This is a genomic window from Haloferula sp. (assembly GCF_049672945.1).
Classification (GTDB): Bacteria; Verrucomicrobiota; Verrucomicrobiia; order Verrucomicrobiales; family Akkermansiaceae; genus Haloferula.
This window is the reverse complement of record NZ_JBATWY010000058.1, coordinates 39,335-64,719: the sequence shown is the minus strand read 5'-3', so window position 1 is coordinate 64,719 and position 25,385 is coordinate 39,335. Positions and strand designations below refer to the sequence as shown.

Below are 25,385 nucleotides of genomic sequence, written 5' to 3'. Positions count from 1 at the left end.
TGCTGAAGTCACCAGTCTCCGTAACGGAGCAAACCACTGACTGGAGAGCCGGATGCGGGAGATCCGCCTGTCCGGTTCGGAGGGGGGAGCGGCGCAAACCAATGCGCCGTTCCTACCTCTATCCATGTGAACTCAGCGGACTTTGATGGGGTTGTTGGAGATCTCAGCTGGGATGCCGAGAAGGTGCTGATCGAGGAAGGTTCTGATGCGTTGGTTCAGTTCTTCGTTGGCGAAGCCGTGACCTGCTCCCTGCATGGTGATGAGATGGCTTTCCACTCCGGCGCGGGTGAGTGCGGCGTTGAGTTCCTCGGCTTGAGTGAAGGGGACGAGCGGGTCGGCGGTGCCGTGGGCGGTGAAGAAGGGCGCGTCGTCTTTCGTGATCCAATGGATGGGGGAGGCGAGTTGCATGTTCCTGCGGATTTCGTCCGAGTTTTTTCCAAGCAGACGGACGACCATGTTGTCGCGGCCGAGTTGGGTAAGGTCGACATCGTTTCCGAAGAAGGTTTCGAAGTCGGTGGGGCCGAAGAAATTAACGATGCATCGGACCTTGCTGGATTGCTTCAAGTGGGAACCGACCTGACCTTCGAGTTCTGGTGCATTGGCGGTGGTGCCGAGCATGGCAGCGAGGTGACCACCGGCGGAGTGTCCCATGACGGCGATCCGGTCGGGATCGATGCCAAACTTCTTGGCGTTGGCGCGGAGATAGCGGACGGCGGCTTTGCAATCGTGGATTTGTGCGGGCCAGAAGGCTTGCTGGGTGAGGCGGTAGTTGATCGAGGCCGCCGCGTACTGCCCGGTCGAAGTGATGAGCTTGGCGATGGATTTTCCCTGTTCCTTATTGCCCGACATCCAGCCGCCGCCGTGGATGTAGACGACGAGAGGAAGCTTCTTGTTGGAGGGCTTTTCCGGAAGGTAGACGTCGAGGGTCTGTCTTGCATCACCATTGCTGGCGTAGTTGAGATTTTTCAGACCGGAAGCGTCGGGTGCCTGAGCGGGTGGGGGCGCAATGAAATTGGCGGCAACTTGTTGGAATTCCTCGAGGGTGACGAAGCCGTCGGAGTTTCCATCGATCATGGAAACGAAGGGTCGGGCTTCCTTGGGGAGTTCGTCGGTGGAGAGTTTGCCGTCCTTGTTGGTGTCGAGGTCGGCGAAGGGATTGGCTTGGGCGAAGGCGGCTGGGGCGAGAAAGAGTAGGAGGAGTGGGCGCATGAAAGGAACAGAGAACGGGAGCTGGATTTTGTCGCGTGATTTTGCAGCACCGCCCTTGTTGGCGATACTTAAAAAGTCAGCGGCTTTCTACCTTGAGGGTGACCAAGATGGACTCTCCGCTGCGAGGGTCGGTGGCGGTGAGGGTGTGGATGCCGGGGGTGAGGGTGGCGATGGGCTCGGAGTCACTGGGTGACAAGGTGAGGGTGTCGCACTTCCATGTGGCGAGACCGGGGAGGTTGGTGGCGAGATGAAGGCGTCCGCCGTTGGGGAGTTCGGGGTCGAGGATGTAGGTCGCGTCGGGCCGTGGAGCGAGAATGCGCAGGGGAGAAATGGCAGGCTGATCCGGGGCGAGGAGGAATTCGTCGCGGCGCTGGTTGTGGGAAGAGTCGAGCCATTCCGAGTACGATTGATCTAGTAGTGCAAACCCCTGTGGGGAGTAGTCGGTGTTCGAAGCCGGGAGCGGGAGGGAGTCGCTGGGGCAGAGTTCCTGGGTTGTGTAGGTTCGTGGCATGACCGTCTCGGTCATGGATGGGCGGGCAAATTTTGGCGGAACACTTTCATTTTTGTGTTCGGGCCGCTTGGGTTCATGACCGGGACGGTCATGCCACTGCTTTATGGATTTTCCGGTGCGGGGATCGATGCGAATTTGGGCGAGGGAATCTGGTTGCTTGAACCACGTGGGTTCGTGGTTCTGGTGGGCGGCGATCATGGTGCGGCGGAAGATCGGTCCGGCACCGGCGACACCTGAAAGGCCTTTCATGGGAGAGTTGTCGAAGTTTCCGGCCCAGACGCCGACGGTGAACTCGGGGGTGAAGCCGAGGCACCAGTTGTCACGGAAATCAGAGGAAGTGCCGGTTTTTGCCGCACAGCGGAAGGGGAGCTCGAGGGGGCCGTGTCGGCTGAAGGCCGGGGCGCGGGCGGCAGGGTCGGAGAGGATGTCGGCGATGAGGTAGGCGGATTCCTGGCTGAAGCAGCGATGGGGGATGGGGGATGATGGATGCTTGAATAGGCTTGGCGGATGGAATCCGCCGCCACGGGCGAGGGTGGCGTAGGCGTTGGTGAGTTCGAGAAGGTTGACCGGTGCGTTGCCAAGGGTGAGGCCGAGGCCGTAGGGGATGGGGTCGGGGTCGAGGGTGGTGATGCCGAGTTGTTGCAGGAAGCTGTGGAGGGGTTCGGGGCCGCCGAGATCGTTGAGTTCGCGCATGGCGGGGATGTTCAGCGAGCAGGCGAGGGCTTGGCGGATGGTCACGGGGCCGCGGAAATGGCGGTCGAAGTTTTCGGGGAGGTCGAGGCCCTCCCTGGTGCGGAAACGGGTGGGGATGTCGGCGACGATGGAGCCGGGGAAGCGGCCGGCTTGCTCGAACGACAGGAGATAGGTGAAGGGCTTGAGGGCGGAGCCGGGGGAGCGGGGGGCGAGGGCGCCGTTGATCTGGCCGCCGCGCGGGTCGTTCCAGTTGCCGGAGGAAACGAGCGCGAGGATCTCGCCGGTGGGGTTGTGGATGACGACAACGGCGGCGTGGTGGAGGTTCTTGTCGGCAAGAGGAGCGAGCTCTTCGGTGACAATGGTTTCGAGCTGGCGTTGGAGGCGGGCGTCCAGAGTTGTCTGAAGGTCCGGTGTCGAAGGTCGAAGGTCAGGGAATGAAGTGAGCCAAGGAGCTGTTGTTATTCTTTTGAGGGGGCGGAGGGTCAGGGGTTCGGCTTTTGCGGTGGAAATACGAGATTTGTCGTATTTACCGTTGGAGGCGAGACGGGTGAGGACGGTGGTGCGGCGGGTGAGGGCGCGGTCGGGGTGGCGCGTGGGGTTGAGGCGGCTGGGGGATTGGGGGAGGCCGGCGAGGAGGGCGCACTCGGCGAGGGAGAGGTCGGTGAGGGGCTTTTGGAAATAGTAGCGGGCGGCTTCGGTGGGACCAAGGCGGTTGTGGCCGTAGTCGAGGCGGTTGAGGTAGGCTTCGAGAATTTGGTCTTTGGTCCACGTCATTTCCAGGTGACGGGCGGTGAGGGCTTCGCGGAGTTTGGTTTTGAGGGTGCGCGGGGATTTGGGGCTGCTGATCTTGATGAGTTGCTGGGTGATGGTGGAGGCGCCGGAAGTGATGCGGCCTTTGGCGAGCCGGTCTTTGGCGGCACGGGCGGTGGCAAGAAGGTCGATGCCGCCGTGGGTGAGGAAGCGTTTGTCCTCGGCGGCGAGGGTGCAGGCGATGAGGTCGGACGGGATTTCGGTGAGCGGAACGGGTTGGCTGCGGGTGAAGTCAGGGAGGGTGAGGTGATGCAGAAGTGCGCCGTGGCGGTCGAGGATGATGGGGGACCGGGGTGTTTCTGTTAGAGAATTGGGGAGGGGGAAGGCGTGGGGGAGGAGGTACCACACGGCAAGTGCCAGTGCTGTGGCTCCGAGGAGGAGGCGCAGGAGCTTTTTGCGGTGGTGGGGTTTCATGGCGCCTTCGGCGCGGTGCCGAGTGGAAAGTAAAAAGTATAAAGTGGGGAGGCTGGGGCTCTGCGAAAGGAGTTGCAAACTCCTTCTCCATATTACTCCCCTACCTTGAATTCGCGGGAGGCGGAGAGGGCGAGGTTTTCGGGGTCGTACATGGATTCGACTTTGGCGGGTGGGGCGAGGGCTTGGCCACTTAGGGTGACTCGGGCGAGGTAGGTGAGGGTCTTGGTGTCGTTGCGCCAGGCACGGTCGAGGAAGAAGAGGGCGCGGTCGTCGCGGAGTTCACTGTGGGAGACGGACCATTCGTTCTCCGAGGTGCCGCCGGCATTCATGTTGGCGGATTGGGATTCGAAGGAGTTGTTCACGGTCTCGAAGAGCGAGGGGAGCATGTCTTCAATGACGAGGTAACGAAGGTCGTCGTCGGGGAGGGTGACGCGGAGTTTCACGCGGATGAGGTCGCCGACTTTTGGGGTGTCGAGGGGCTCGCTGGTGCCGTCGGAGTTCACGCGCTCATAGAAACGGGTAACTTGCAGGCCGTTTTTGGCGACGGGCTGCATCGGAGCGATTTTCGGTTTGGCGGCGAGGTTGATGCGGATGAAGGCGGGGCCGTCGGCCGTGGCTGTTAGTTTGAGATTCGGGGTAAGGGTGAAGCTCTTGGATGCGGCGGCGGAGCTTGAATCAAGGGTCAAGTCCAGTGGTTCGGTGCCGTCGTTTAACACGAGGGTGGTGGGGCTGAGGTTTTCCTCGGCTTTCGCATAAGCGGAGAGGGCGACGAGCGACCAGGCGTTGGTCCAGGTGGTGTTCCAGTGGCCGTAGGGGTTGCGGTCGCGGAGGAGTTTGTCGATGGCGGTGGTGGCTTCGTCGGAGGAGGGGTCGACGGAAGACCACGCGAGGAGGCGGTAAGCGTGGTCAGGTTGCCAACGCATCCAGGAGTGGTCCTTGCCGGTGAAGGGGGATGGGTCGCGGAGGATGGCGATGGCGGCTTCCTGGTGGCCGGCGGCGTTTTCCGCGAGGGCGAGGAGGCTGCGGGCGCGGGAGTTGAGTTGAGGGAGGCGGTCCTTGAGCAGGTTGACATAGGAGTCCTGGGCTTTTCCTGCGATGGCGAGAATCCAGAGGTGGCGTGTGGCGATTTCGTAGTCGTAGCTGTTGTCGGCTTTGCCGACGTTGCGAAGGTCCTCGATGAGGTAGTTGGTGAGGGATGAGAGAGCAGCGGGTGGGACATCGCCTTGTTCGGAGGCGAGGATCAGGCCGAGACCGGCGTAGCTGCTGGCCCACGAGAGGGAATCCTGGTTGCCGGGCCAGTAGGAGAAGCCGCCGTCGCGTTGCTGCATCGAGAGCAGGCGGTCGATGCCGGCTTGGATGGCCTTTTTGACCTCGGCTTCGCTGTGTTTGGCAAGGCTGGGGGAAACGGCGCGGAGTTGCTCGACAGCAAGCCAGGGAATGAGGGAGGAGGTGGTTTGTTCGACGCAGCCGTAGGGGTAGTGGAGGAGGTGATCGATGGCGCCTCCGGCTTCGAGGAGGAGCGAGCGGGAGATCTCGATGTCGAGGTGGCCGCGGCCTTCAAGGAGTTTGGGGTCGAGGTCTTTGAGGAGGTTGACGTTGCCGGATTCCTTGGTGTGGCGGATGAGTTTGGTCTGGCGCTGGAGGGGGACGGGGTATTCGACTTGGAAGTGGTTTTCGACGGAGTCGGAGAGGCGCCGGGTGAGGGCAGGTGTTAGATTGCCGGTGGTGAGGGAGACGGGGGTGGCTTCCCATTTGAAGATGGCTTCGCCGGTGTTGGTGAAGGTGACGGGGAAGCTGACGGTTTTGGATTTACCGGGGGCTAGGGTGATTTGTTCTTCGAGGGTGGAAGATGTGGGCGGGACGCCCACGCTCCCCTGTTCTGGGGCGGACTTTGCGATGGGATCGGAGGCGGGTGGGTTCGGGGTGAAGGTTACGAGCCAGGTGCCTTCGTAGTCGGAGGCGTTGGTGATTTTGGCTTGGGTGTTGATGGTGTCGGTCTCGTGGGCGAAGCGAGGGGTTTGCGGTTCGACCATGAGGGGCTTGGCGACGGTGAACTCGCTTTCGGCGTGGCCGAAACGAGATGCCTGATGATGGGCGACGGCGATCAGGCGGTAGCGGGTGAGGGTGTCGGGGAGTTTGACCGTGGCGCTGAACTTGCCGGTGGCGTCGGTTGTTAGAGAGGGCTTCCAGAAGGCACAGGGGTTGAAGTCGCGGCGCGGCATGTCGAGGGGCGGACCGAAGTCGCCGTCGCCTCCGCCGATGAAGAAGCCTTTGTTGTAGAAGGTCTGTTCGTCGGGGGCTTCGGGGATGAAATTGCCGAGGGAGGTGCCGCATTGGACACGCAGGAGGCGCGGGTCGTAGAAGTGGGCCATGGGGTCCGGGGTTTCGTAGCCGACGACGGCGAGAGTGCCTTCGTCTTCGGCGTAGAGGGTGACTTCGGCACCGGTGGCGGGTTGTTTGTTCGAGAGGAGGACTTGGCCGGTGATGGTGATTTCGGAGCCGGGGAGGACCTCGCTGGCGCTCGGAGTGCCAAGTGCCGAGTGATCAGTGATCAGTGATGAGTCAGCGGCTTCGCCGGTGGTGATTGGATTAAGGGTGACGGCGAGGCGGTCGCGTTGGTTTTCGACGGTGAGTTCGCAGTAGCCGAGGCGGAGTTGGGGTTCCTTGTGTTTGCGGAGGGAATCCTGGGCGCCTTTGATGACGAGGACGGAGACGTAGCAGTTGGGGGCTTCGAGGTCGGTGACGGGGATCTCAATGACGGGATCGGTGGCTTTCAGTTCGACGAGGAAGGATTTGCTGACGTCTTCACGTTCGACGGTGATGAGGGCGGTGCCTTCGATCGGGGAAAGGACGAGGACGCGGGCGGTGTCGCCGGGTTGATAGAGTTTTTTCTCGGGGACGAGCTTGATGCGCATGCTGTCCTCGTAGGCCCAGGGGTACTGGTCGGTGCCATAGACGTGGATGGTCATGGCGGTGGCGAAGGGGTGGTCTGCGGAGTCGGTGCCGCGGATTTCGAGGGTGTGGAGGCCGGAGTTGGTGGGGGCGAAGAGGAACTCGGTGCTGCCGTTTTCGGCGATGTTGAGCGGGGTGGTGGAGATGTCTTCCTTGCGGGGTTCGTTGCGCACGGCGGAGCCTCCGCTTTCGTTTTGGACGCGGACTTGCTCGTTGATTTCGCGCGAGAGCTTGGCTGTTAGATCGAGGGTGCCATCGAAGCTTTTGCCATCGGGGGTGACGGCGATGATTTCGAGCGGGAGCTTGTCGCCGACGCGGACGAGGCGATCGAGGCGTTTGACGCCGACGTAAACGCTGGCGGGGTGGACGGTGGCGTTGGTGGTTTTGGTGAGGGTCTGGTTGTTGGCATCGGTGACTTCCGTTTGGATGGTCACTTCGCGGGCCATCGGGAATTCGGCTTCGGGGATGTTGGCGGTGACGCGGGTGGTGCCGTCTTCGCTGAGTTCGAGTTCGGCGCTTTGGCTGTCGCTGTTGCGGTTGCCGTGGTCATCGTCCCAGCGGTAGCCGAAGTAGTGGTACCAGTAGTTGAAGTCGGGCGTGCGGTGATCGCCGAAGAGGAAGTCGCGGTAGCGTTCGGGGTAGAAGTTTTGTTCGGTGACACGGGTCCAGGTGGCGGCTTTGCCTTTGGCGACGGGCTGTCCCTGGTAGTAGGTGGCGGTGAGGTCGAGGGTGACTTCCGATGCGCCGGGGGCGGGTTCGGTTAGAGCGTGTTTGATTTCGAAGGCATTGCGGCGGAATTCTTCGACGCGCAGGCCGAGTTGGAAGCGGGCGTTTTGGACGGCTTGGCTGCGTGCGGTCCAGCTTTCGATGGCTTCGGCGGCTTTGAGTTCGTCCGGCCAGGTGACGGAGATGCTGTGGTAGCCGACGGTTTCGGGTGGGAGTTGGAATGAGGCGTCGATGGAGCCGTTGGCGGAGACTTCGAGGTCGCGGCTGAGGATTTCGCGGCCGGTGGGGTTGGTGATGGTGAGCTTGGGTTTGGCGGGGCCGGCGGCTTCGATGGTGTTGCCGTTTTGTTGGCGGATGATGCCTTTGAGGTGGACGGTTTCCTGCGGGCGATAAAGGGAGCGGTCGGTGAAAAGGAAGACGCGGCGGGTGGCAAGTGGGGGTTCGTCCCATGAGTAGCGAACCGGGAATCGCCACAGGCCCACGGTGGGCATGGCGGAGTCGTAGGGCGCGGTGAATTGGTCGCGTCCGAGCGAGGCACGGAGATGCCGGATGGATTCATTGCGTGGCAGGGTGGCGAGGCCGTTGGCGTCGGTGATGAATTGGTCGAGCGGTTCGGCGTCTTCGCCGAAGGTTTCGATTTTGACCTTGGGCAAGGGCTGACCTGTTAGACAGGAGAAGGCGTAGACTTGCGATTGGGTGTCGGTGATTTTCCAGGCCATGCCGATGTCGGTGAGCTGGATGAGGGCTTGGCCTGAGGGAGACTTCCTGGCTTCGGTTCCATCTTTTGGAGTGCCGATGACTTCGAGGAAGAAGGCGGCGGCGTTCTGGGGTTCATGACCGGGACGGTCATGCCACTGCTCGTCGGTGGGTTCTCCGATTTCGAAAGGAGTCTTTTCGCCGGCGAGGATCTTGTTCCAATCGAGGATGACGAGGCGGGAGGTGTCGATGGCGTTGTCGAGCGGGACATCGAATTCGGCGATGGTCTTGCCGCCCATCATTTCATAGGGAATGAGTCGGGTGGGTTCGATTGATTCGCTGTCCGGGCCACGGCCGGTGTAGTAGCGGTAGCCTTGCTGGGCACGGATGAGCTGGCGGCCGCTGAGTTTTTTGACGCGGACCTTGAGCTTGTCGAGATTGACCGTGGAAAGCCGGTAGCGACGGGAGCCGGTGGCGAGTTGGGTTTCGTCCTGACTTGGGAGGCCGAGTTGGGGTTTGAGGTGCTCGAAGACAAGTTTCTGGGAGATGGACTTGCCAAGCGCGCGGCCATCGTGAGAGGCGAGGCGGCCATCAATCGCGACGTTCCATTGGTCATCGGATGAGAAGTCACCGATCAGGTGGAGTTCGTCGTTGCGGGTCTCGATGCGGAGGTCGGAGACTTCCGGGCTGAGGGTGATCATGGAGGGTTCGATTTCGGCCGGTAGCTTGGCGGAGAAGTCGAGGATGATGCGTCGTGGGTTGTCGGGGGTGACGCGGGCGATGGATTTCTGGAGGGCGAAAGGACTGATGTCGCCGATGTGGCGGACGGTGTCGGTGCTGTATTTCGAGGATTTTCCCGGGAGGCCGGAAAGGATGGCGAGGCGCCATTCCTTGCCGATCGGGAGGGGGGATGAGGGTTCAATGATCAGGCCATTGGGGATTTCGGCATTGGGGGAGAGGTCGGGTTCACTGCTTGCGCCTGCGATGGATTCCGAGAAGAGTTGGGAGAAGCTTTTCCGGTTGTAGCCGGCGTGCTTGACGCGGGCCATGGTGGCCCGGGTGGTGCGGGCGGCGACGCGTTTGCCTTCCTTGCTTTCGAAGACGAGGAAGGGGGCGGCTTTGGAGGGCTCGACTTCATCGTTGAAGCGCAGGAACCAGGTGGCGTTGCGGGGCGACCAATCGTTCGAGTAGCGCTCGAGCATCGTCGCGTATTCGATTTGGAATGAGGGGGTCGAGTAAGTGCCGAGATTGGTATTAGGGACCTTGGAGCCGTCGAGGTAGATGTGTTCTCCGACAAGGGAGAAGGTATAAGCCGTGCCGATCGCGGGAGGAGCGGTGGGCACGAAACGGAGCACATTAGCTTCCTTCCAAAGGGTTTTGCCCGGCCATGCGGGTTTGATTTCAAGCCACGGGGTGGCGGCGACCTTGCCGATGCGATCGTCGGGGCAGGCGGCTTGATCGAGGACAAGTTCGATTTCGACGCCGGGGGTGATGGCCTTGTTGGGGACGTGCAGGCGAGGATCGGCGAGGGCGGGGGAGATGAGGGCGAGGAGGAAGAGGAGATGTTTCATGGCGACGACGGGTTCCAATTAGATATAACGTTCTCGGAGGCTAAGGATGTGTTTTTTAGTTGGGTCAATTTTGAAACGCCAAGACGCAAAGTCCGCCAAGGTTTGAGGAGTGTGTGGATACTAGGAATGGACAGAGTGGGTAGGTGGGGCCACCGGGAAGGGCATGGCTGGGACTTCGGATTGGCGTGGTTCTGGGGTGATCTCCTTATTGCGATGCCAAAAGTGTCGGTCGAGGTGGATCATGGGGTAGTAAAAATAGAAAATGGCTGTGCTGCTTAGGAGGGAGGGTTTCTTAAGAGAAGGGAAAGGGTTCCATTTTCTGATCACGATGCCGTCGTCTGGGTTGTGATAGAGAAGAGCTTGGATTTTGGTTTCTGATAGAGTCGTCGCCCGCTTCTCGAGTGTCGCGGTCAAATCGACGAGATAGAGGCCATCTTTTGAGACGACCAAATAGCTGAGGGGATACAGCAGCAGGATTACGAGGAATATGCAGATGGCACGGCGCTTTGGCATTGGCCCTAAAATGGCTGAGGGGACGGGGTGGTGGCAATGGTGGAAGTGAGGCAAGGAGCGGGGATTTGTAATCCCCGAGGGTGAGGTTGGCTGAGGTGGAGGGGTTTGAGTTTTCTGCTGGTGGTTCGCTAGGATGCTCAGCGAGTGAAGTCGCCGCTCTTTGGGGGACGGGGGCGTCGGTTTGCGATGGGGGGAGAAAAAAGGGAGTTGACGAGGGAGGCGTTGGGGCTCAGAAGGCCGCTGTTGCGATTGCGTCGCAATAACGATTTAAAAGAATACCGAATGATGCGAATGACGAAGCGATGGGAGTTGGCGGTCTGTGCCGGGATGGTGGTGCTGGCTGGGAATGTCGGGGCGCAGGATGCGCTCAATAGTCTGGAACCGGAGGGCTCGTTGGCTTCCTTGGAGACATTGCAGGGTCTGACGGTGGTGGGCAGCACCGAGGAGGTATGGAATCTGGCGGGCTCGGCGGCGTATATTGAATCTTCGGAGTTCCGGGATCGGGGCTACACGGATATCGCCAAGATCCTGGCGCGAGTGCCCGGCGTTTATGTGCGTCAGGAGGATGGCTACGGGAATTTCCCGAATATCTCGCTGCGTGGTGGCGATGGCACCCGGACCGAGAAGGTGACGGTGATGGAGGATGGCATTTTGACGGCCCCGGCTCCGTATTCCGCGCCGGCAGCCTACTATTTCCCGAAGAGCAGCCGGATGTCGGCGATCGAAGTGCTGAAAGGATCGAGTCAGGTTCGATACGGCCCGCAGACGACGGGGGGGGTGCTGAACTTAATTTCGACGGAGGTGCCGGAACTGGGTGGCGCGAATTTCTACACGCGGACGACGGCTGGAAGTGACAACACTCTCTTCACACAGACCTATTACGGAGACACGATTGAATTGGAGAACGGCCGCTTCGGCTACTTGTTGGAACTTCACGGGCAGCAGAGCGATGGCTTCCGGGAGTATCTCGGTGGGCTGAACAAGGACAGTGGTTTCAGGTACTACGAGCCGATGCTGAAGATGTTCTGGGAGCTGGATGGGCCGGTGAAGCAGCGCTTCGAGTTCAAGCTCGGTTACACGGATTTCGAATCGGACGAAGGCTACCTTGGTCTGACCGAATCGGATGCGCGGAACCTTCCGAATACCCGCTATTCTGCTTCTCAGTTCGACAAGATGGAGTCGGAACAGACCCGGACCTACTTCAAATATATCATTGAGCCGAGTGATGAGTTGAGTGTCGAGTCAGCGCTGTATTGGAATGTGTTCGAGCGGAATTGGTACAAGCTCGATCATGTTTCCGCGACCCAGAGCCCAGCGATTGATGGTCGTGGGCGGATCGGGACGGGGCGGACGAGCCTGAATGCCGCCCTTCTGAACCCTGCACTTACCGATGTGCTGAAGGGGCTGGCACCGGGGTCGATCGGCGTGAAGGCCAATGCGCGTTACTACAATGCCTTTGGATGGCAGAATCAGGCGACCTATCTTTTTGAGACCGGCAACGTTGCTCATGAATTGGTCGGCGGTTTCCGCCTGCACTATGACCGGGTCTTCCGCGAGCAGTGGGTCGATGTCCTCAATGCCAATGGCAACGGGACGTACAGCAATTTCCGCAACGGAATTCTCGGTGAGGAAAGCAATCGTCTGGAAGAAGCGGCGGCGGCTTCCTTCTATCTTGAAGATGTGATCAAGATTGGAGCATGGACGTTCCGTCCGGGAGTTCGCTACGAGCACGTGGCCTATGATTCGACAAATTTCAATGGGACGGGTATCCGGACGAGTGACGATCTTGGTGTCTGGGGCGGTGGTTTGGGATTCAATTATGAGTTCGATGACTGCAATGCGATGTATGGTGGCATATATCGCGGCTACTCGCTGCCGGGTCCCGATTCCTATATCAATGGGGGTGTGGATATTGAAGAGAGTATCGGTTACGAGCTTGGCTGGCGGTATCGCAACAGTGGGTTGATCGTGGACACGGCGGCCTTCTTCACCGACTTCGAGAACCTGATTGGAGTCGATGCGGGATTGGGTAACGGGGTGAATGCCAACGCGGGTGCCGCCGAGGTCTGGGGCCTCGAAACGGCAATCAATTACGATCCGACCTTTGACCGGGGATACAGCTTTCAGTTGCCGATGTATGTCAGTGCGACGTGGACGAGCGCCGAGCTTGAGTCCGGGCTGGTCGCCGGAGGAGCAGACAATATTTATGCGGGTGGTCAGCCGGGGGCGAACATTCCCTACATTCCCGAGTGGAAACTGGCGGCAGGGATCGGCTACACGACTGAGACGTGGGGCGTGAATCTTGATGGCTACTTCACCAGCAGCACCTATGGCACGGCCTTGAATTCGCCGGTGCCGGTCACGACGGCCCGTCAGGGGAAGATTGATGCGCTGCTGATCTTCGACTTGAGCGCCCACTACAATGTCAACGAGCAGGTGAAGCTGATCGGGGGATTGCACAACCTCTTCGACGAGCGAGGGATCACGACCCGTTTGCCGGAAGGTCCGCGGACGAACCTGCCCCGGACCTGGTTTGCCGGTGTGGAGGCGGCATTTTAAGGTATTTGTTTGTGCATCAGGCAGGCCGGTGGTGTCCCGAAAGCGGCGCTTCCGGCTTCGCTGTTGCCGGAAATCGATCCAAGCCCTAGGAATCCCGCCATGCGCACGCTGCTTCTGCTCTGCTCGTCCCTGATCCTGCCGTTGGCGGGTCAGGAGCCTGATGTCGATGCCCAGGTGGTCGAGTTGCGCGAAACCATCTCGAAGATGGTCGAAGTGAAGGCGCTGGCATCGATGGAGAAGAATGAGTGGGCGGGGCGCAAGGCGGAGATGGCGGAGTTGTTGAAGTTGCATCGCCGGGAGTTGGAGCTGTTGGGGGAGGAGTTGGAGAAGTCGGGGACTTCGGCAGGTGGTTATGACGAGAAGAAGCGCGAAGCTGAGGAGGAGCTGGAACGGCTGAAGTCGGCGCGTCGGGCGGCGAGTGAGACGGTGTTGAAGAACAAGGACCGGACGCTGGCGCTGGCGAAATTTTTCCCGAAGCCGCTGGCGATGGAGTCGGAGGTGGAGAGGGTTTCTTTGGAGTCGTGGGAGGCGGGTGATGAAGCACGGGATGGCTTGCAGGCGATTTTGGGGATGGTGACGAAGGCGGAGCAATTCAATCGGAGGATCACGAGAACGAAGGAAGAGCGGGACGGGCGCGAGGTGGAGGTGATCTATCTGGGTCTGGCCCGCGCCTACTACGCGGATCGTAGTGGGAACGCGGGAGTGGGTCAGCCGGATGAGGAAGGCTGGATTTGGCTTTCGAAGCCGGAGCTGAATGGTGAAGTGGTAAAGGCGCTGGATGAGCTCGATAAGAAGCGGCCGCCGGAAGTGGTGGAGCTGCCTGTTGGAATCAAGGAGGTGGCACGGTGACAAGTGGTGGATGGAAGATGGGTGGCGCTCTCTTGGCTGGAGTGGGTCTGGGTGTGGCTCGGAAGGCGGTGTCGGCGCTCGTGGCTCGTTCCGCCACCGCAGTCCAGAGTATGCTGGCGCTCGCGTTTCTGGGTTTGGTGTCGGCGGAGACATCGGTGCCGGATGCGTTGGAGAAGGCGAAGACGGATCTGGAGGCTTCCCTTTCCCAGCTGGACGAGACGCGCGAGATGATCGCCTCGGAGAAGCCGGAGTTGGCGAAGGAATTCGAGGAAGTCGGGCTGGAATTGCGGGAGAAGCGTCGGCTGGTGCGGATCGCGCGGATGAGTCGGGAAGATCGCGAGATGGCGATGCGCGAGTTGGAACGGGATCGCCAGGTAAGGCGTCAGGATGCGGCTTATTTGGCCGGCCTGCTGAAGGATCAGGCGTTGAAGATCCAGACGGTGTCGGGTCCGGGTGAGCCGGCGCTTGTGGTCGATGAGAGTATCATTGCAGGCGAAGCCGATGACCCTTCGAATGCGCTCGAAGAGCGGTTGGCGGTGGTGGATGCCTCCCTGGACCGGCTTGAGAGGCTCATTGGTGGTTCGAAAGCTCCGGGCAAGGCGGCCGTGGCGAGCGGTGAGGTGGTGGAAGGGGAGTTCGTGGCAGTTGGTCCGCAGGTTTGGTTTGCAGGTGCGGCTGCCGCCGGGCCGGTGGTTTGGGAGAAGGGGGGATCGCTGCCAAAGGTGATCGATGGAAATGCCGACGCGATTCGCAGTGTGATGGCAGGGAACGAGGCGCTGCTCGGAGTGGATGTGACCGGTGGCAAGGCACGGGCGCTTGAGGAGATTGATGGTGGTCTGCTGGATTTGGTCCGCAAGGGCGGCCTGTGGGTCTGGCCAATCATGGGTCTGGCCTTGCTGAGTCTGGTCTTTGGTCTGATCAAGCTGGCGCGCTTTGCGGGTTATCGCGAACCAGGTGAGGCCTGGGTGTCGGCGATTCTTGCGGCCTTGCGGGTGAATGATCGTGACAGGGCGCTGGAAGTGGCTGGTCAGGCGAAGCATCCGGTCGCAGCAGTGATGAAGAAGCTGGTGGAATCCGCGGAAAATACGGCGGATGTCGTAGAAGAGACGCTTTACGAGCAACTGATGGGTGTGCAGCAGAAGGCAGGGTCGCTGCTGCCGGTGATTGCGGTGACGGCGGCGACGGCTCCGCTATTGGGTTTGCTGGGAACGGTGTCGGGCATGATCCGGACCTTCAACCTGATCACCTTGTTCGGTTCGGGTGATCCCAAGCCGCTGGCGGGAGGGATTTCCGAAGCTCTGGTGACGACCTTGTTCGGCCTGGTCGTGGCCATTCCTGCGCTGATTCTTCATGCCTTCCTTGCGCGTCGCAGCCAGGGGATCGTCCAGACGACCGAGCGGTTGGGGCTTTCCTTTGTCAACTCCCTGAGGTCGAAATGAAGAATGCCATCCTCAAGACCCTGGCCGAAGGCGGACTTACTTTGTGGGCGCTGTTGCTGCTGGCGGTGATGATCTACTCTTTGGTTTACGGAGTGTGGCGTCATGGGCGGCGAACCCGCGCGCGGGTGTCTGCCGGCGAGTGGAAGAAGCGGACGAAGGTGGCGGGTGCCATGCCATGGGAGCAGGGGATCCGGGACCATCGCGAGATCGAGCGGAGCTTCGCGACCTTTGAGCTGGATGAAATGGCGTGGGTCGAGCGGCGGCTTCCGTTTCTGGGCGTGTTGATCGCGGCGGCACCCTTGCTGGGCTTGCTGGGAACCGTGGCGGGCATGCTGGTGACTTTTGGTGGAATGGCGTCGGGTGCGGGAGCCGAACCCATCGATGTGATTTCGGGCGGGATTTCGAAAGCGCTGGTGACGACCCAGGCGGGCTTGGTGATTGCAGTGCCCGCAGCCTTTCTTTTTGCGCTGTTGAAGCGCCAGAGTGAGTCGACGCATCTGGAGCTGCAGCGTCAGTTGCATGAAGAACTGAAGGGGGGAGCGGCGTGAGGAGGTTCCGACACAGCACCACGGATCAGGCCGTGACGACGGTGGACATTTCACCGTTGATCGATGTGGTGTTCCTGCTGCTGATCTTCTTCATCGTGACGACGGTCTTTGTGAAGGAGACCGGGGTGGAGATTTCGAAGCCGCGGGCGGCGAGTTCGGAGGACTTGCAGAAGCAGGCGATCCTGATTGCGGTGACCGATGAAGGACGTGTCTGGCACGGAGGGCGGGAGATTGGAATGGATGGAGTGAGGGCGGTGGTTTCGACCTTGTTGGAAGAGGATCCCGAGATTCCGGTGGTGGTGCGGGCGGATGCATCCGCAGCAACCGAGTCAACGGTGAGAGTGATTGATGCAGCGAAGCTGGCGGGTGCGGTCTCGGTGAGTTTGGCGACGGAGAAATGATACTTGTTTGCGATGATAGAAACCCTTGAGCCATTTGGAACCATTTTGGTTGGAGATGGTCCTGCGTTCATGACCGGGACGGTCATGCCACTGTGATATGAAGCTTCCAAGCGCAGTCGTGGGAATTGTGGTCGCGGGCATGTTGCTCGCGCTGCTTGGTTTGACGCGCTTGCTGGTTCCGGGTGGCAGGGTCAACGAATTGGAGATTCGCGAGGTTGAGATTGCGGCGTTGCCGGAACCACCTCCGCCACCTCCCGAGGAACCGCCACCGGATGCGCCACCGCCGCCGCCTTCCCTGACGGAAGTGAACGAGTTGCCTGATCCGACGCGGGTTCCGGTGCCCAAGGCGGAGATGCCGATGAATCTCGAGCTACCGGTCGATCCGTTTTTCACGGATGTGGAACCTGCGCCATTGCCCCAGCCGGTGGTTCGAAAGGCACCACCGAAGGCATCGCCCCAGCCTGCTTCGAGGCCGGCGTCAATGCGTCCTCCACCCGCGCCGGTAGCGAAATCATATTATGGGATCAGTGAACTGGACGGGAAACCGCGCCTGTTGCGACATGGCTCGGCCGCTTTTCCGAGTTCGCTTGCTCGCCAAGGCGTGACGAGCGGAACGGTGACTTTCGAAGTGGAATTGAGCACGAGCGGTGCGGTGAGTATCCGGCGGGTGGTGAGTTCGTCGCATTCCGAATTGGTAGCGCCGGCCCGGCGAGTGGCGGCATCGGCGCGGTTTACGCCTCCGACTCGAGGTGGGCAACGGGTGAAGGCGGTGATGCGATGGCCGATAACGATTAGAAAGTGATCGGGAAGGAATGAATATCCAATATCCAGCAAGGAATCATCAAAGCTCAATGAAAGACAATAGAGACTACGATTTGGAGGATCGGTTGATCGAGTATTCTGTGAGGATCATTAGTGTTTCTGAGGCTCTTCCAGATACGCGTGCAGGACGACATGTCTCCGGCCAGTTGCTCAGGAGTGGGACATCTGCCGCACCAAACTACGGCGAAGCTCAGAGTGCTGAGTCACGAAAGGATTTCATACATAAGATCAAGATCGCCCTGAAGGAAATGCGGGAGTCTCTTGTTTGGCTTAAGGTCGTCCGCAAGGCAGAGTGGATTACTCCTTACGGGAAGATTGAGCCATTGTTGAAGGAGACGGATGAGCTGATTGCGATTTTGTTTACTAGTGCGGAGACGGCGAGAAAGAATGACCAACGGTAATGAGGGGAATGAATATCCAATATCCAGCAAGGAATCATCAGAGCTCAGCGATTGATATGAGACAGTCTCGACGGGCCAATCGCGTGCTCTTCAAATACTTGATCATTGGATGTTCCTTGCTGGTTGTTGGATATTCCTCTTCGAAAGCGGCCGACCCGCTTCCGCTCTCGGCTTCTTATTGGAAGGATCCGTCGTTCCAGAAGAGCTTCAATGGGAGTTATCGGATCGAGGCGCGGATTGAACCGAGTGTCTCGACGGAGGAGCGGGGCTTGCTGGTCGAGGTGCAGGAACTGATGGCCAAGGGCGATCGGAAGTCGGCGCTTGCGAAGGTCAAGGGCAGTGCGCTGACATCGAAGTCGGCGGCGCTGAAGTTCAATCTCGGGAATCTTCAGTTTGAAGACGGGGAATTGGAAGAAGCGATCAAGGCCTATGAAGAAGCGCTCAAGATTTATCCTTCCTTTCGCCGTGCCCACCGGAATCTGGCAATGGCGCAGGCGCGAGACGGGGAACTCGAGGAGGCCTTGGAGCATTTGATCGAGGCGATGCGTTTGGGAGATGCCGATGGCGCGACCTACGGGCTGTTAGGGTACTGTCGCTTGCAGCGTGGAGAGTGGGCGAGCGCCTTGCAGGCCTACCGGATGGCACAACTCAGCCAACCGGATACGGCGGAGTGGAAGGCCGGGGTCGCGCAGTGTTTGCAGAATCTGAATGCCCGGGATGAGGCGGTGGCGATGCTGGATGAGGTGATTCGGCAGCGGCCGGAAGAGGCAGCGTATGCGAGCTTGCAGGCATCGATTTTGATCGAGCTGGGCAGACAGGAAGAAGCGGTGAAGGCGCTCGAGTTGCCGCGCCGTCTGGGTCGCTTGGATGCGGAGAGTCTGCTGTTGCTGGCGGACCTTCATCTGCGCGGGCAACGGGTGGCGGATGCCGGGGCCGTGGTGGATGAGGCCTTTGCCCTTGAGAAAAAACCGGAGCTTGGGCGAGTGATTTCGGTGACCGCCACGGCGATGATGAATGGAGAATGGGAGTTGGCCGAGGTGCTGGTGGAGAAGGCGGCGCCGGTTGAAGGGGAGCTGCCACGCGGGTTGAGACTTGCCGGGGCGCGGCTGAAGATCGAGTCGCAGAAGGCACCGGAGGAGGGTGCGGCGGAGCTTGAAATGCTGATCAATGAGGACCCGACGGATGGACAGGCGCTGATGGCTCTGGGTCGGTATGAATTGAGCGCTGGCAACCCAGGCAAGGCCGAGTTGCTATTCGAGCAGGCCAGTGCGGTGGGAGAAACGGCCGCAGATGCCTGGGTGGAGCTGGCCCGGCTCAAGGTGGACCAGCGGCGCTATGAGGCGGCTTTGAAGGCGGTGGAGCGAGCGATCGAGATCCGGCCAGGGGGAGAACTCGAGGCCTATCGAGATGGCTTGACGAATCTACTCAAGGCTGGTAAATAGTATGGATGGCCGAGATTCTTAAATACACCTCTGGACTGCCCTCCTTTTCGGAAGTCTTGGAGATTATTTCCCGCTGGAGTGAGCGGGAGACTCTCGTCGAGTCGGATCGGAAGCAGGCAAGAGAGGAACTCAACACCTGCCTCCAAGCCTTGGAAAACAAGACCGACGGGATGAGCGGGATGGTCCGCGGAAAGATCAAGAGCCTGCTGGAGCTGGTCGGCTAGCTCAGCAGCGCCTTGCGCGACGGATCATGTTCCTTCGCTGGTGCGAAGTTGCAGGTAAGCTTGGATCTCTTCTGAGGGATTGTGGGCGCGCATGAAGGTCTCGCCGATGAGGACGGCATTGGCGCCGGCGTCGAGGACCTGTTGAGCGTCGTCGAGGGTCTTGAGTCCCGATTCGGAAACAAGGAGAACGGAATCCGGGACTTCGTCGGCGAGTCGTTCGGTGGTTCCGAGATCGGTGGTGAAGGTCTTGAGGTTGCGGTTGTTGATGCCGATCAGGTCCGCCTCCAATTCGAGGGCTCGCTCCATTTCCGGCAGGTCGTGAACTTCGACGAGGACGTCGAGCTGGAAGTCCCTGGCTTCCTGATAGAGCCGCTTGAGGAGATCGTCGTCGAGGGCGGCGACAATCAGCAGAATCGCATCGGCACCGGAAATGACGGCTTCGTGGATCTGGAGCGGGTGAATGGTGAAGTCTTTTCGCAGCAGCGGCGCTTCTGAGAATTCCGCAATCTTGGTGAGGTAGCTGAGCGAGCCCTTGAAGTAGGGCTCGTCTGTCAGGATCGAGAGGCAGGAGGCACCGCCATCGAGATAGCGTTTGGCCTGGCGGATGGGATCGAAATTGGGGTCGATGATCCCGGCGGAGGGCGAGGCCTTCTTGATTTCAGCGATCACGCCGAGTTGGTCGGGTCCGCGGTCGAGAGCCGCACGGAATCCACGGAATTCGTTGCGCTGGAGGGCGGCGGCACGCAGATGACCGGCACGTGGGAGCAGGGCTTCCACTTCCTGGTGCTTGGTGGCGATGATTTCGGCGAGCTTGTCGGACATCGGACAGGGATTTGAGGGGGGAATGCGGGGATTGGGAATTGGAAACTGGGGAATTTGGGTATTAGACCCGATTGAGGTTTTTTTATGAATTTTGGCTTGTCCGCGGTGTGGGCAGGTGTAGAAACCGCCCACGCGTTTCGCGACGCGGGTGTAGCTCAGTGGTAGAGCGCGACCTTGCCAAGGTCGATGTCGTGAGTTCGAATCTCATCACCCGCTCCAATTTTAGAGAGAGGGCCCGGAAGAAATTCTGGGCCCTTTTTTGTTCACCCTGAAACGAGGTCCTCGAGCCGGAGGCGGGCGATGTGGTGGATTTGCTGGAGGGCTTCGGTGACCTCCTGGGTGGCGGTGTTGTTGAGGCGGGAGGTGAAGGACTTGATGACGCCATCTTTCGTGGTGAGGCGTGCGCAGATGATGAAGGGGAAACCGAAGCGCTCGCGGTAGCGGGTGTTGAGATCCGTGAGCTGTTCGAATTCGTCATCGCTGAGTCGATCAAGACCGAGGCCGGCTTGTTCGCGGGTGGACTCGGCGGTGAGGGCACCGGCGCGGGCGAGTTTGCCACCGAGGTCGGGGTGGGCGCGGATCAGGGCGAGCTGTTTGTCGGTGGGTGCGGTGTCGACCGTTTCACGGAGGGTGGCGAGGAGGGTGTCGATGCTTTCGAAGGGGGCGTGTGAGTGAGCGGCTTCGGCGATCCACGGGGAGTGCTCGTAGATGCCGCCGAGCAGGTTGACGAAGTCGTGGCGGGAAAAGTCATTGAGCTTGGAAAGCGGGGTCATGTGCAGGTAGGGATCATGGATGAGATTTCCCGGGGGGCAACCAAGGAGGACGTGATGGACGGTGTTTGGGAGCAGGTCGTGAAGCTGCGTGCGGCAGGTGTGGCGTTCGTGCTGGTGACGATCACGCAGGCACGTGGAAGCGTGCCGGGGGTGCTGGGGGCGAAGGCGCTGGTGACGGCGGAGGGCCTGGTCGGGGGAAATCTGGGCGGTGGAAAAGTGGAGGCGCGGGCGGTGGCTCAGGCGCAGGAGATGCTCGGTGGAGATGAACGGGTGATTTCGGTGCTGTGGAATTTGCAGCGGGATGTGGGCATGACCTGTGGGGGAGAGATGGGTTTTTTGTTTGAGCATGCGCCGGCGGAAGTGGGCTGGCACGTGGTGGTCTTTGGGGCCGGGCATGTTTCGCAGGCCTTGGTCCGGGTGCTGGCGGGATTGCGCTGCGTGGTCGAGGTGGTCGATGAAAGGGCCGAGTGGTTGGCGCGTTTGCCGGTGGCGGGGAATGTGAGGCGACACGAAGTGGCGGCCTTTGTCGATGGCCTGCAGTGGGTGAAGCCGACGAGCTTCGTGCTCTCGATCACCAAGGGGCATGCGGCGGATCGGCCGGTGCTGCGGGAGGTGTTGCGACGTTTTCCCGATATTCCGTATCTCGGGGTGATTGGAAGTGCTTCCAAGCGGGCGGTGCTGACGCGCGAGTTGATGGAGGATGGAATCGAGGTGGAGCTGTTAGATCGTCTTGTCTGTCCGCTGGGACTCCCGATTGGTGGCAATGATCCGGAAGAAATCGCGATCAGTATTGCGGCGCAGTTGTTGCAGCGCCGCGGGTGATTTCAGGCGGATTTTTTCCAAGCGGTAAGGCCGCGTTCCTCGTCGGTGCCGGGGATGGTGTTGTCGAGGAAGAGCGCGATGATTGCGCCGACGGACATGCCGGACGATCCGATCGAAGTCAGGATGTCACCGAGCCATTTCCCGGATCCGGTGAGAAGCGGGGCTTCGAGGGATTTGAAATATTCGGGAACGGAGAGTCCCATGAAGAGCGAGAAGCCGATGACGAACAGGTTGCGCGCCGAGTTGAGGTCGACGAACTGCAGATTGCTGAGACCAACGGAGGCGATCATGCCGAACATGACGCAGTACATGCCGCCGACGATGGGTTGCGGGATGGTGGAGAAAAGAGCACCGAATTTTCCGAGTACGGCGAGTCCGATCATGATGCAAGCACCACATTGGATGACACGTCGTGAACCGACACGCGTGAGCCCGATCGCGCCGATGTTTTCCGAGTAGGTGGTGGTGCCATTTCCTGAACCGAAGATCCCGGCGATGAAGCAGCCGATGCCCTCGAAGCCGATGCCGCGGTTGACGACCTTGGCGGTGGGGATGGGGGCTCCCGAGAGTCGGGCGCAGGCGTAGTAGTCACCGACGGATTCGATGATTGAGGCGAGGTAGCCGGCGAGAATACCGACGACGGCCGCGGTGGCAAATTGAGGCATGCCCCATTGGAACGGGAGGGGAACCTGAAGGATCGGTGCGGCCGTGACTTTCTCGAAATCGGTGTAGGCGGCATGGCCGGGAGCAAAGACGCCGGTGGCGGAGAGGATCATGCAGGTGACCCACGCGCCGACAATGCCGAGCAGGACCGGATACATGGCGAAGACGCGGTGCCTCTTGCGAAGGTATTGACTGAAGAGGATGATGAGGACGATGGTTAGTCCGCCGATCGGCCAGTTGGCACCGGCACCGGCTTTGGTGGCACCGAATTGAAAGAGCGCGAGGCCGATCAAGGCGATGGTTGGGGCGATGACGACGGGTGAGACGAGTCGCAGAAGTTTGCCGACGGCCCCGGTAAATCCGACGAGCATTTCGACGAGGGATCCGGCGATGATCGCGCCTTGGACATGCTGCATTTTGACCTCGAAGCCCGCATCGCTGATGCCCGCCATGCCACAGATGGCAATGGTGGGAGCGAGGAAGGAAAAGGTGCCACCCTGAACGACGGGGAGCCGGTTGCCGAAAGTCGATTGCAGAAGGGTGGCGATGCCGGAGACGAAGAAGATCGTTCCGATCAGCTGGGCCGTCTGGGTGGGGGAGGCCCCGAGGGCGTCGGCGAGGATGAAAGGGATCGCGACGGTGGACCCGAACATCGTGAGGTACTGCTGGAAGCCCAGCGGGATGGCCTCCTTGAGCGGCGGTTTGTCTTCGATCCCGTAGATCATGTCGTGGGGTTGTTTAGCCATCGGAATGAGAAAACTGTTCAGGTGGGCTTGGATTGTGCTATGGGTATCGCTTCGCGCTCCTCTCCGGAACGGGCGATTCAACCCCACTGCACAGATTATGCCGACTCTTAAAACTACCGTAGATGGCCTCGTATATCAGAACCCCTTTGTGATCGGTTCGGGACCTCCGGGAACGAATATGAAGGTGATCAAACGGGCCTTCAAGGATGGCTGGGGCGGAGTGATTGCCAAGACCGTCAGCCTCGATGCCTCCAAGGTCGTCAATGTGGGGCCGCGCTATGCCAAATTGAAGTCGGCCGACGGTAAGGAGGTCATTGGTTGGGAAAACATCGAACTGATCAGCGACCGGAGCTTCGACAAGTGGCTCGATGAGTTCAAAGAGATCAAGGACGAGTATCCCGATGGCATTCTGATCGCCTCCGTCATGGAGGAATACAACAAGGACGCGTGGTGCGAAATTACCGAGCGTTGCCAGGACGCGGGAGTCGATGCTTTCGAGCTCAACTTTTCATGCCCGCATGGTCTACCGGAGCGCAAGATGGGGGCGGCCATGGGCCAGGATCCCGATATTTTGAGGGAGGTGTGCGGATGGGTGAACGAGGTCTCGAAGATTCCCGTTTGGGCGAAGATGACGCCGAACGTGACGCATATTGAAGACCCGACCCGTGCGGCGCTTGCCGCCGGTTGCGAAGGGGTGAGTGCGATCAATACGATTCGCTCGGTGATGGGTGTTGATCTCGAAACCTTGAGACCCGAGCCGACTGTGGAAGGCTACACCACGCCCGGTGGTTACTCGAGCAAGGCGGTTAAGCCGATCGCGCTTCGCATGGTGATGGAGATCGCCCAGCTGATCCGCAAGGACTTCCCCGGGCGCTCGCTTTCCGCCATCGGTGGGATTGAAACCGGTGAAGATGCGGCGCAGTTCATTTTGCTGGGTGGCGACACGGTGCAGGTCTGCACCGGCGTGATGAAGTTCGGATACGGTCATGTGCAGACGATGTGCGAGCAGTTGCTCGGATTCATGGAGAAGAAGGGTTTTGAAACGCTTGATGATTTCAAAGGGCACAGCCTTGACTACTTCACCACCCACGCCGAGTTGGTCCGCATGCAGACGGAGCGCAAGGCAAAGGAGAAGGCCGCGAAAGAAGGGAAGGTCGTTTCCGATGCCGAGTGGGACGGCGATGATTTTGTGAAGCAGTCGGACGATCTGGCACGCAATTAACCCACTATGGAAACACTTCCAAACCTGATTGGTGGACAATGGTCCACCTCGTCCGCTTCTGAAAAATCCCCGGTTATGAATCCCTCGCGCGGGGATCAGATCGCCGAGGTGCCGATGTCTTCCGCCGCCGATGTGGATGCCGCGGTGCAGGCCGCTCAGAAAGCCTTTCCCGACTGGCGCGAGACGCCGCCGAACGAGCGGGCGCAGGTGATGTATCGACTCAAGGCTTTGTTGGAAGACGAGTTCGATGAATTGGCGAAAGGCATTTCACGCGAGCATGGCAAGACGCTCATTGAAGCGCGTGGCGACCTGCGTCGCGGACTCGAAATGGTCGAGTATGCCTGCGGCGCACCGACCTTGCTGATGGGCGAGAGTTTGGAAAACATCGCGAGAGGCATCGACTGTCACACCGATCGGGTGCCGCTCGGCGTGGTGGCAGGGATTTGTCCGTTCAACTTCCCGGCGCTGGTGCCGATGTGGATGTGGCCGCTCGCCTTGGCCTGTGGCAATTGTTTCATCCTCAAGCCTTCGGAAAAGGTGCCGATGACGATGCAGCGGGTCGCTGAGTTGCTGAAGAAGGCCGGCCTGCCCGATGGCGTCTTCTCGATTGTGCACGGTGGCCGAGAGGCGGTGGATGCGCTGTTGGAACATCCGGGAATCGAAGCGATTTCGTTCGTCGGTTCGACGCCGGTGGCCGAGGCGATTTACAAGAAGGGCTGCCTGCATGGAAAGCGGGTGCAGTCGGCGGGAGGCGCGAAGAACTTTCTCGTGATCATGCCTGATGCTGATCCGGAGCCGACAGCGGCCGCGCTGCGTGACAGTGCCTTTGGTTGTGCTGGTGAACGTTGCATGGCGGGATCGGTGGCTGTCGCGGTCGGTGAAGCGGGCAATCGGATTTTGCCAGGGCTGGTTGATATCATCAAAGGCATGAAGGTCGGTCCTACCGACGGAGTGGACCAACCGGACATGGGAGCGGTTATCACCGGTGCGCACCGCGATCGGGTGAATGAATTGATTTCACTAGGTGAATCGAAGGGTGGAAAAGTGATCGCTGACGGCCGCAATGCCAAGGTGGCGGATGCGCCCGATGGTTTCTATGTCGGGCCGACCGTGATTGACGAGGTCGACTACGGAAACGACATCGCCACGACCGAGATTTTCGGTCCGGTGCTGAGTGTGATGCGCGCCAAGACGCTTGATGAAGCGATCGCGGCCGCGAACAAGCAGTCGTTTGGAAACGGCGCCTGTATTTTCACGACCTCCGGCAAGGCGGCACGTGAGTTCCGTCACCGGGTTTCGGCTGGGATGGTCGGGGTCAATGTCGGGGTGCCTGCGCCGCTTGCCTATTTTCCCTTCACCGGATGGAATCAGAGTTTCTATGGCGACCTGCACATGCAGGGACGCGAGGGCGTCCAGTTCTACACCAAGCAGAAGACCACGACCACGCGTTGGTTTAGTTTTGGAGAAGGGGATATCTGGGTGAAGGACTGAAAAGGCATGGGGATCAGGATGGAAGGGATGGACAAGGTGAGGGAAATCCAACCGCAGATTAACTCA

General features: G+C 60.1%; 19 protein-coding genes and 1 tRNA gene. 13 read left to right on the top strand and 7 right to left on the bottom strand.

The features are described 5' to 3' along the window. Positions 1-132: 132 nt before the first annotated feature. The 4 genes from WBG04_RS05380 to WBG04_RS05365 form a co-directional block, all read right to left on the bottom strand. Positions 133-1,209, bottom strand: a complete 1,077-nt coding sequence (locus WBG04_RS05380; protein WP_424313352.1) for an alpha/beta hydrolase fold domain-containing protein — start codon at positions 1,207-1,209, stop codon at positions 133-135. Positions 1,210-1,285: 76 nt separating this feature from the next. Further along, positions 1,286-3,637: a penicillin-binding protein 1C gene (pbpC, locus tag WBG04_RS05375; RefSeq protein WP_424313351.1), complete on the bottom strand. Its 2,352-nt coding sequence runs from the start codon at positions 3,635-3,637 to the stop codon at positions 1,286-1,288. A gap of 92 nt (positions 3,638-3,729) precedes the next feature. After that, entirely contained in the window at positions 3,730-9,582 is a 5,853-nt protein-coding gene (locus WBG04_RS05370; RefSeq protein ID WP_424313350.1) for an alpha-2-macroglobulin family protein, read from the bottom strand. Positions 9,583-9,702: 120 nt separating this feature from the next. Then, entirely contained in the window at positions 9,703-10,095 is a 393-nt protein-coding gene (locus tag WBG04_RS05365; protein ID WP_424313349.1) for a hypothetical protein, read from the bottom strand. 291 nt (positions 10,096-10,386) lie between these two features. On the opposite strand from WBG04_RS05365, the gene WBG04_RS05360 reads away from it, so the two are divergent. From WBG04_RS05360 to WBG04_RS05320, 9 genes are all read left to right on the top strand, one after another. After that, on the top strand, positions 10,387-12,654 hold the full coding sequence (locus WBG04_RS05360; protein WP_424313348.1) for a TonB-dependent receptor family protein: 2,268 nt from the start codon (positions 10,387-10,389) through the stop codon (positions 12,652-12,654). Positions 12,655-12,753: 99 nt separating this feature from the next. Then, entirely contained in the window at positions 12,754-13,503 is a 750-nt protein-coding gene (locus WBG04_RS05355) for a DUF3450 family protein (RefSeq protein ID WP_424313347.1), read from the top strand. A gap of 17 nt (positions 13,504-13,520) precedes the next feature. Continuing rightward, complete coding sequence (locus WBG04_RS05350; protein WP_424313346.1) at positions 13,521-14,942, top strand: MotA/TolQ/ExbB proton channel family protein; 1,422 nt, start codon at positions 13,521-13,523, stop codon at positions 14,940-14,942. Beyond that, positions 14,939-15,490, top strand: a complete 552-nt coding sequence (locus WBG04_RS05345) for a MotA/TolQ/ExbB proton channel family protein (RefSeq protein ID WP_424313345.1) — start codon at positions 14,939-14,941, stop codon at positions 15,488-15,490. The genes WBG04_RS05350 and WBG04_RS05345 overlap by 4 nt, the downstream gene beginning before the upstream one ends. Beyond that, the gene (locus WBG04_RS05340) at positions 15,487-15,891 is read left to right on the top strand and encodes an ExbD/TolR family protein (RefSeq protein WP_424313344.1); all 405 of its coding nucleotides are present in this window, start codon (positions 15,487-15,489) and stop codon (positions 15,889-15,891) included. The genes WBG04_RS05345 and WBG04_RS05340 overlap by 4 nt, the downstream gene beginning before the upstream one ends. Before the next feature lie 97 nt (positions 15,892-15,988). Next, positions 15,989-16,693, top strand: a complete 705-nt coding sequence (locus tag WBG04_RS05335) for an energy transducer TonB (protein WP_424313343.1) — start codon at positions 15,989-15,991, stop codon at positions 16,691-16,693. Between the two features lie 49 nt (positions 16,694-16,742). Beyond that, positions 16,743-17,114 carry a four helix bundle protein gene (locus WBG04_RS05330; protein ID WP_424313342.1) on the top strand — a complete coding sequence of 124 codons (372 nt, stop codon included), beginning with the start codon at positions 16,743-16,745 and terminating at the stop codon, positions 17,112-17,114. A gap of 56 nt (positions 17,115-17,170) precedes the next feature. After that, on the top strand, positions 17,171-18,556 hold the full coding sequence (locus tag WBG04_RS05325) for a tetratricopeptide repeat protein (protein WP_424313341.1): 1,386 nt from the start codon (positions 17,171-17,173) through the stop codon (positions 18,554-18,556). Between the two features lie 5 nt (positions 18,557-18,561). Further along, complete coding sequence (locus WBG04_RS05320) at positions 18,562-18,780, top strand: hypothetical protein (protein ID WP_424313340.1); 219 nt, start codon at positions 18,562-18,564, stop codon at positions 18,778-18,780. A gap of 24 nt (positions 18,781-18,804) precedes the next feature. On the opposite strand, the gene trpC is transcribed toward WBG04_RS05320, so the two are convergent. Then, positions 18,805-19,602 carry an indole-3-glycerol phosphate synthase TrpC gene (gene trpC, locus WBG04_RS05315; RefSeq protein WP_424313339.1) on the bottom strand — a complete coding sequence of 266 codons (798 nt, stop codon included), beginning with the start codon at positions 19,600-19,602 and terminating at the stop codon, positions 18,805-18,807. Positions 19,603-19,746: 144 nt separating this feature from the next. Here trpC and WBG04_RS05310 point away from each other — a divergent pair. Next, positions 19,747-19,821: transfer RNA gene (locus WBG04_RS05310), tRNA-Gly, on the top strand. Between the two features lie 44 nt (positions 19,822-19,865). On the opposite strand, the gene uraD is transcribed toward WBG04_RS05310, so the two are convergent. Continuing rightward, positions 19,866-20,375, bottom strand: a complete 510-nt coding sequence (gene uraD / locus WBG04_RS05305) for a 2-oxo-4-hydroxy-4-carboxy-5-ureidoimidazoline decarboxylase (RefSeq protein WP_424313338.1) — start codon at positions 20,373-20,375, stop codon at positions 19,866-19,868. A 15-nt stretch (positions 20,376-20,390) separates the two neighbouring features. On the opposite strand from uraD, the gene WBG04_RS05300 reads away from it, so the two are divergent. Next, positions 20,391-21,197, top strand: a complete 807-nt coding sequence (locus tag WBG04_RS05300) for an XdhC family protein (protein WP_424313337.1) — start codon at positions 20,391-20,393, stop codon at positions 21,195-21,197. Positions 21,198-21,199: 2 nt separating this feature from the next. On the opposite strand, the gene WBG04_RS05295 is transcribed toward WBG04_RS05300, so the two are convergent. Next, complete coding sequence (locus WBG04_RS05295; RefSeq protein ID WP_424313336.1) at positions 21,200-22,606, bottom strand: uracil-xanthine permease family protein; 1,407 nt, start codon at positions 22,604-22,606, stop codon at positions 21,200-21,202. A 97-nt stretch (positions 22,607-22,703) separates the two neighbouring features. Between WBG04_RS05295 and preA the strand changes: the two genes are divergently transcribed. Both preA and WBG04_RS05285 read left to right on the top strand, forming a co-directional pair. Further along, complete coding sequence (preA, locus tag WBG04_RS05290) at positions 22,704-23,828, top strand: NAD-dependent dihydropyrimidine dehydrogenase subunit PreA (RefSeq protein WP_424313335.1); 1,125 nt, start codon at positions 22,704-22,706, stop codon at positions 23,826-23,828. Between the two features lie 6 nt (positions 23,829-23,834). Then, positions 23,835-25,319, top strand: a complete 1,485-nt coding sequence (locus tag WBG04_RS05285; protein WP_424313334.1) for a CoA-acylating methylmalonate-semialdehyde dehydrogenase — start codon at positions 23,835-23,837, stop codon at positions 25,317-25,319. The last annotated feature ends 66 nt before the right edge of the window (positions 25,320-25,385 follow it).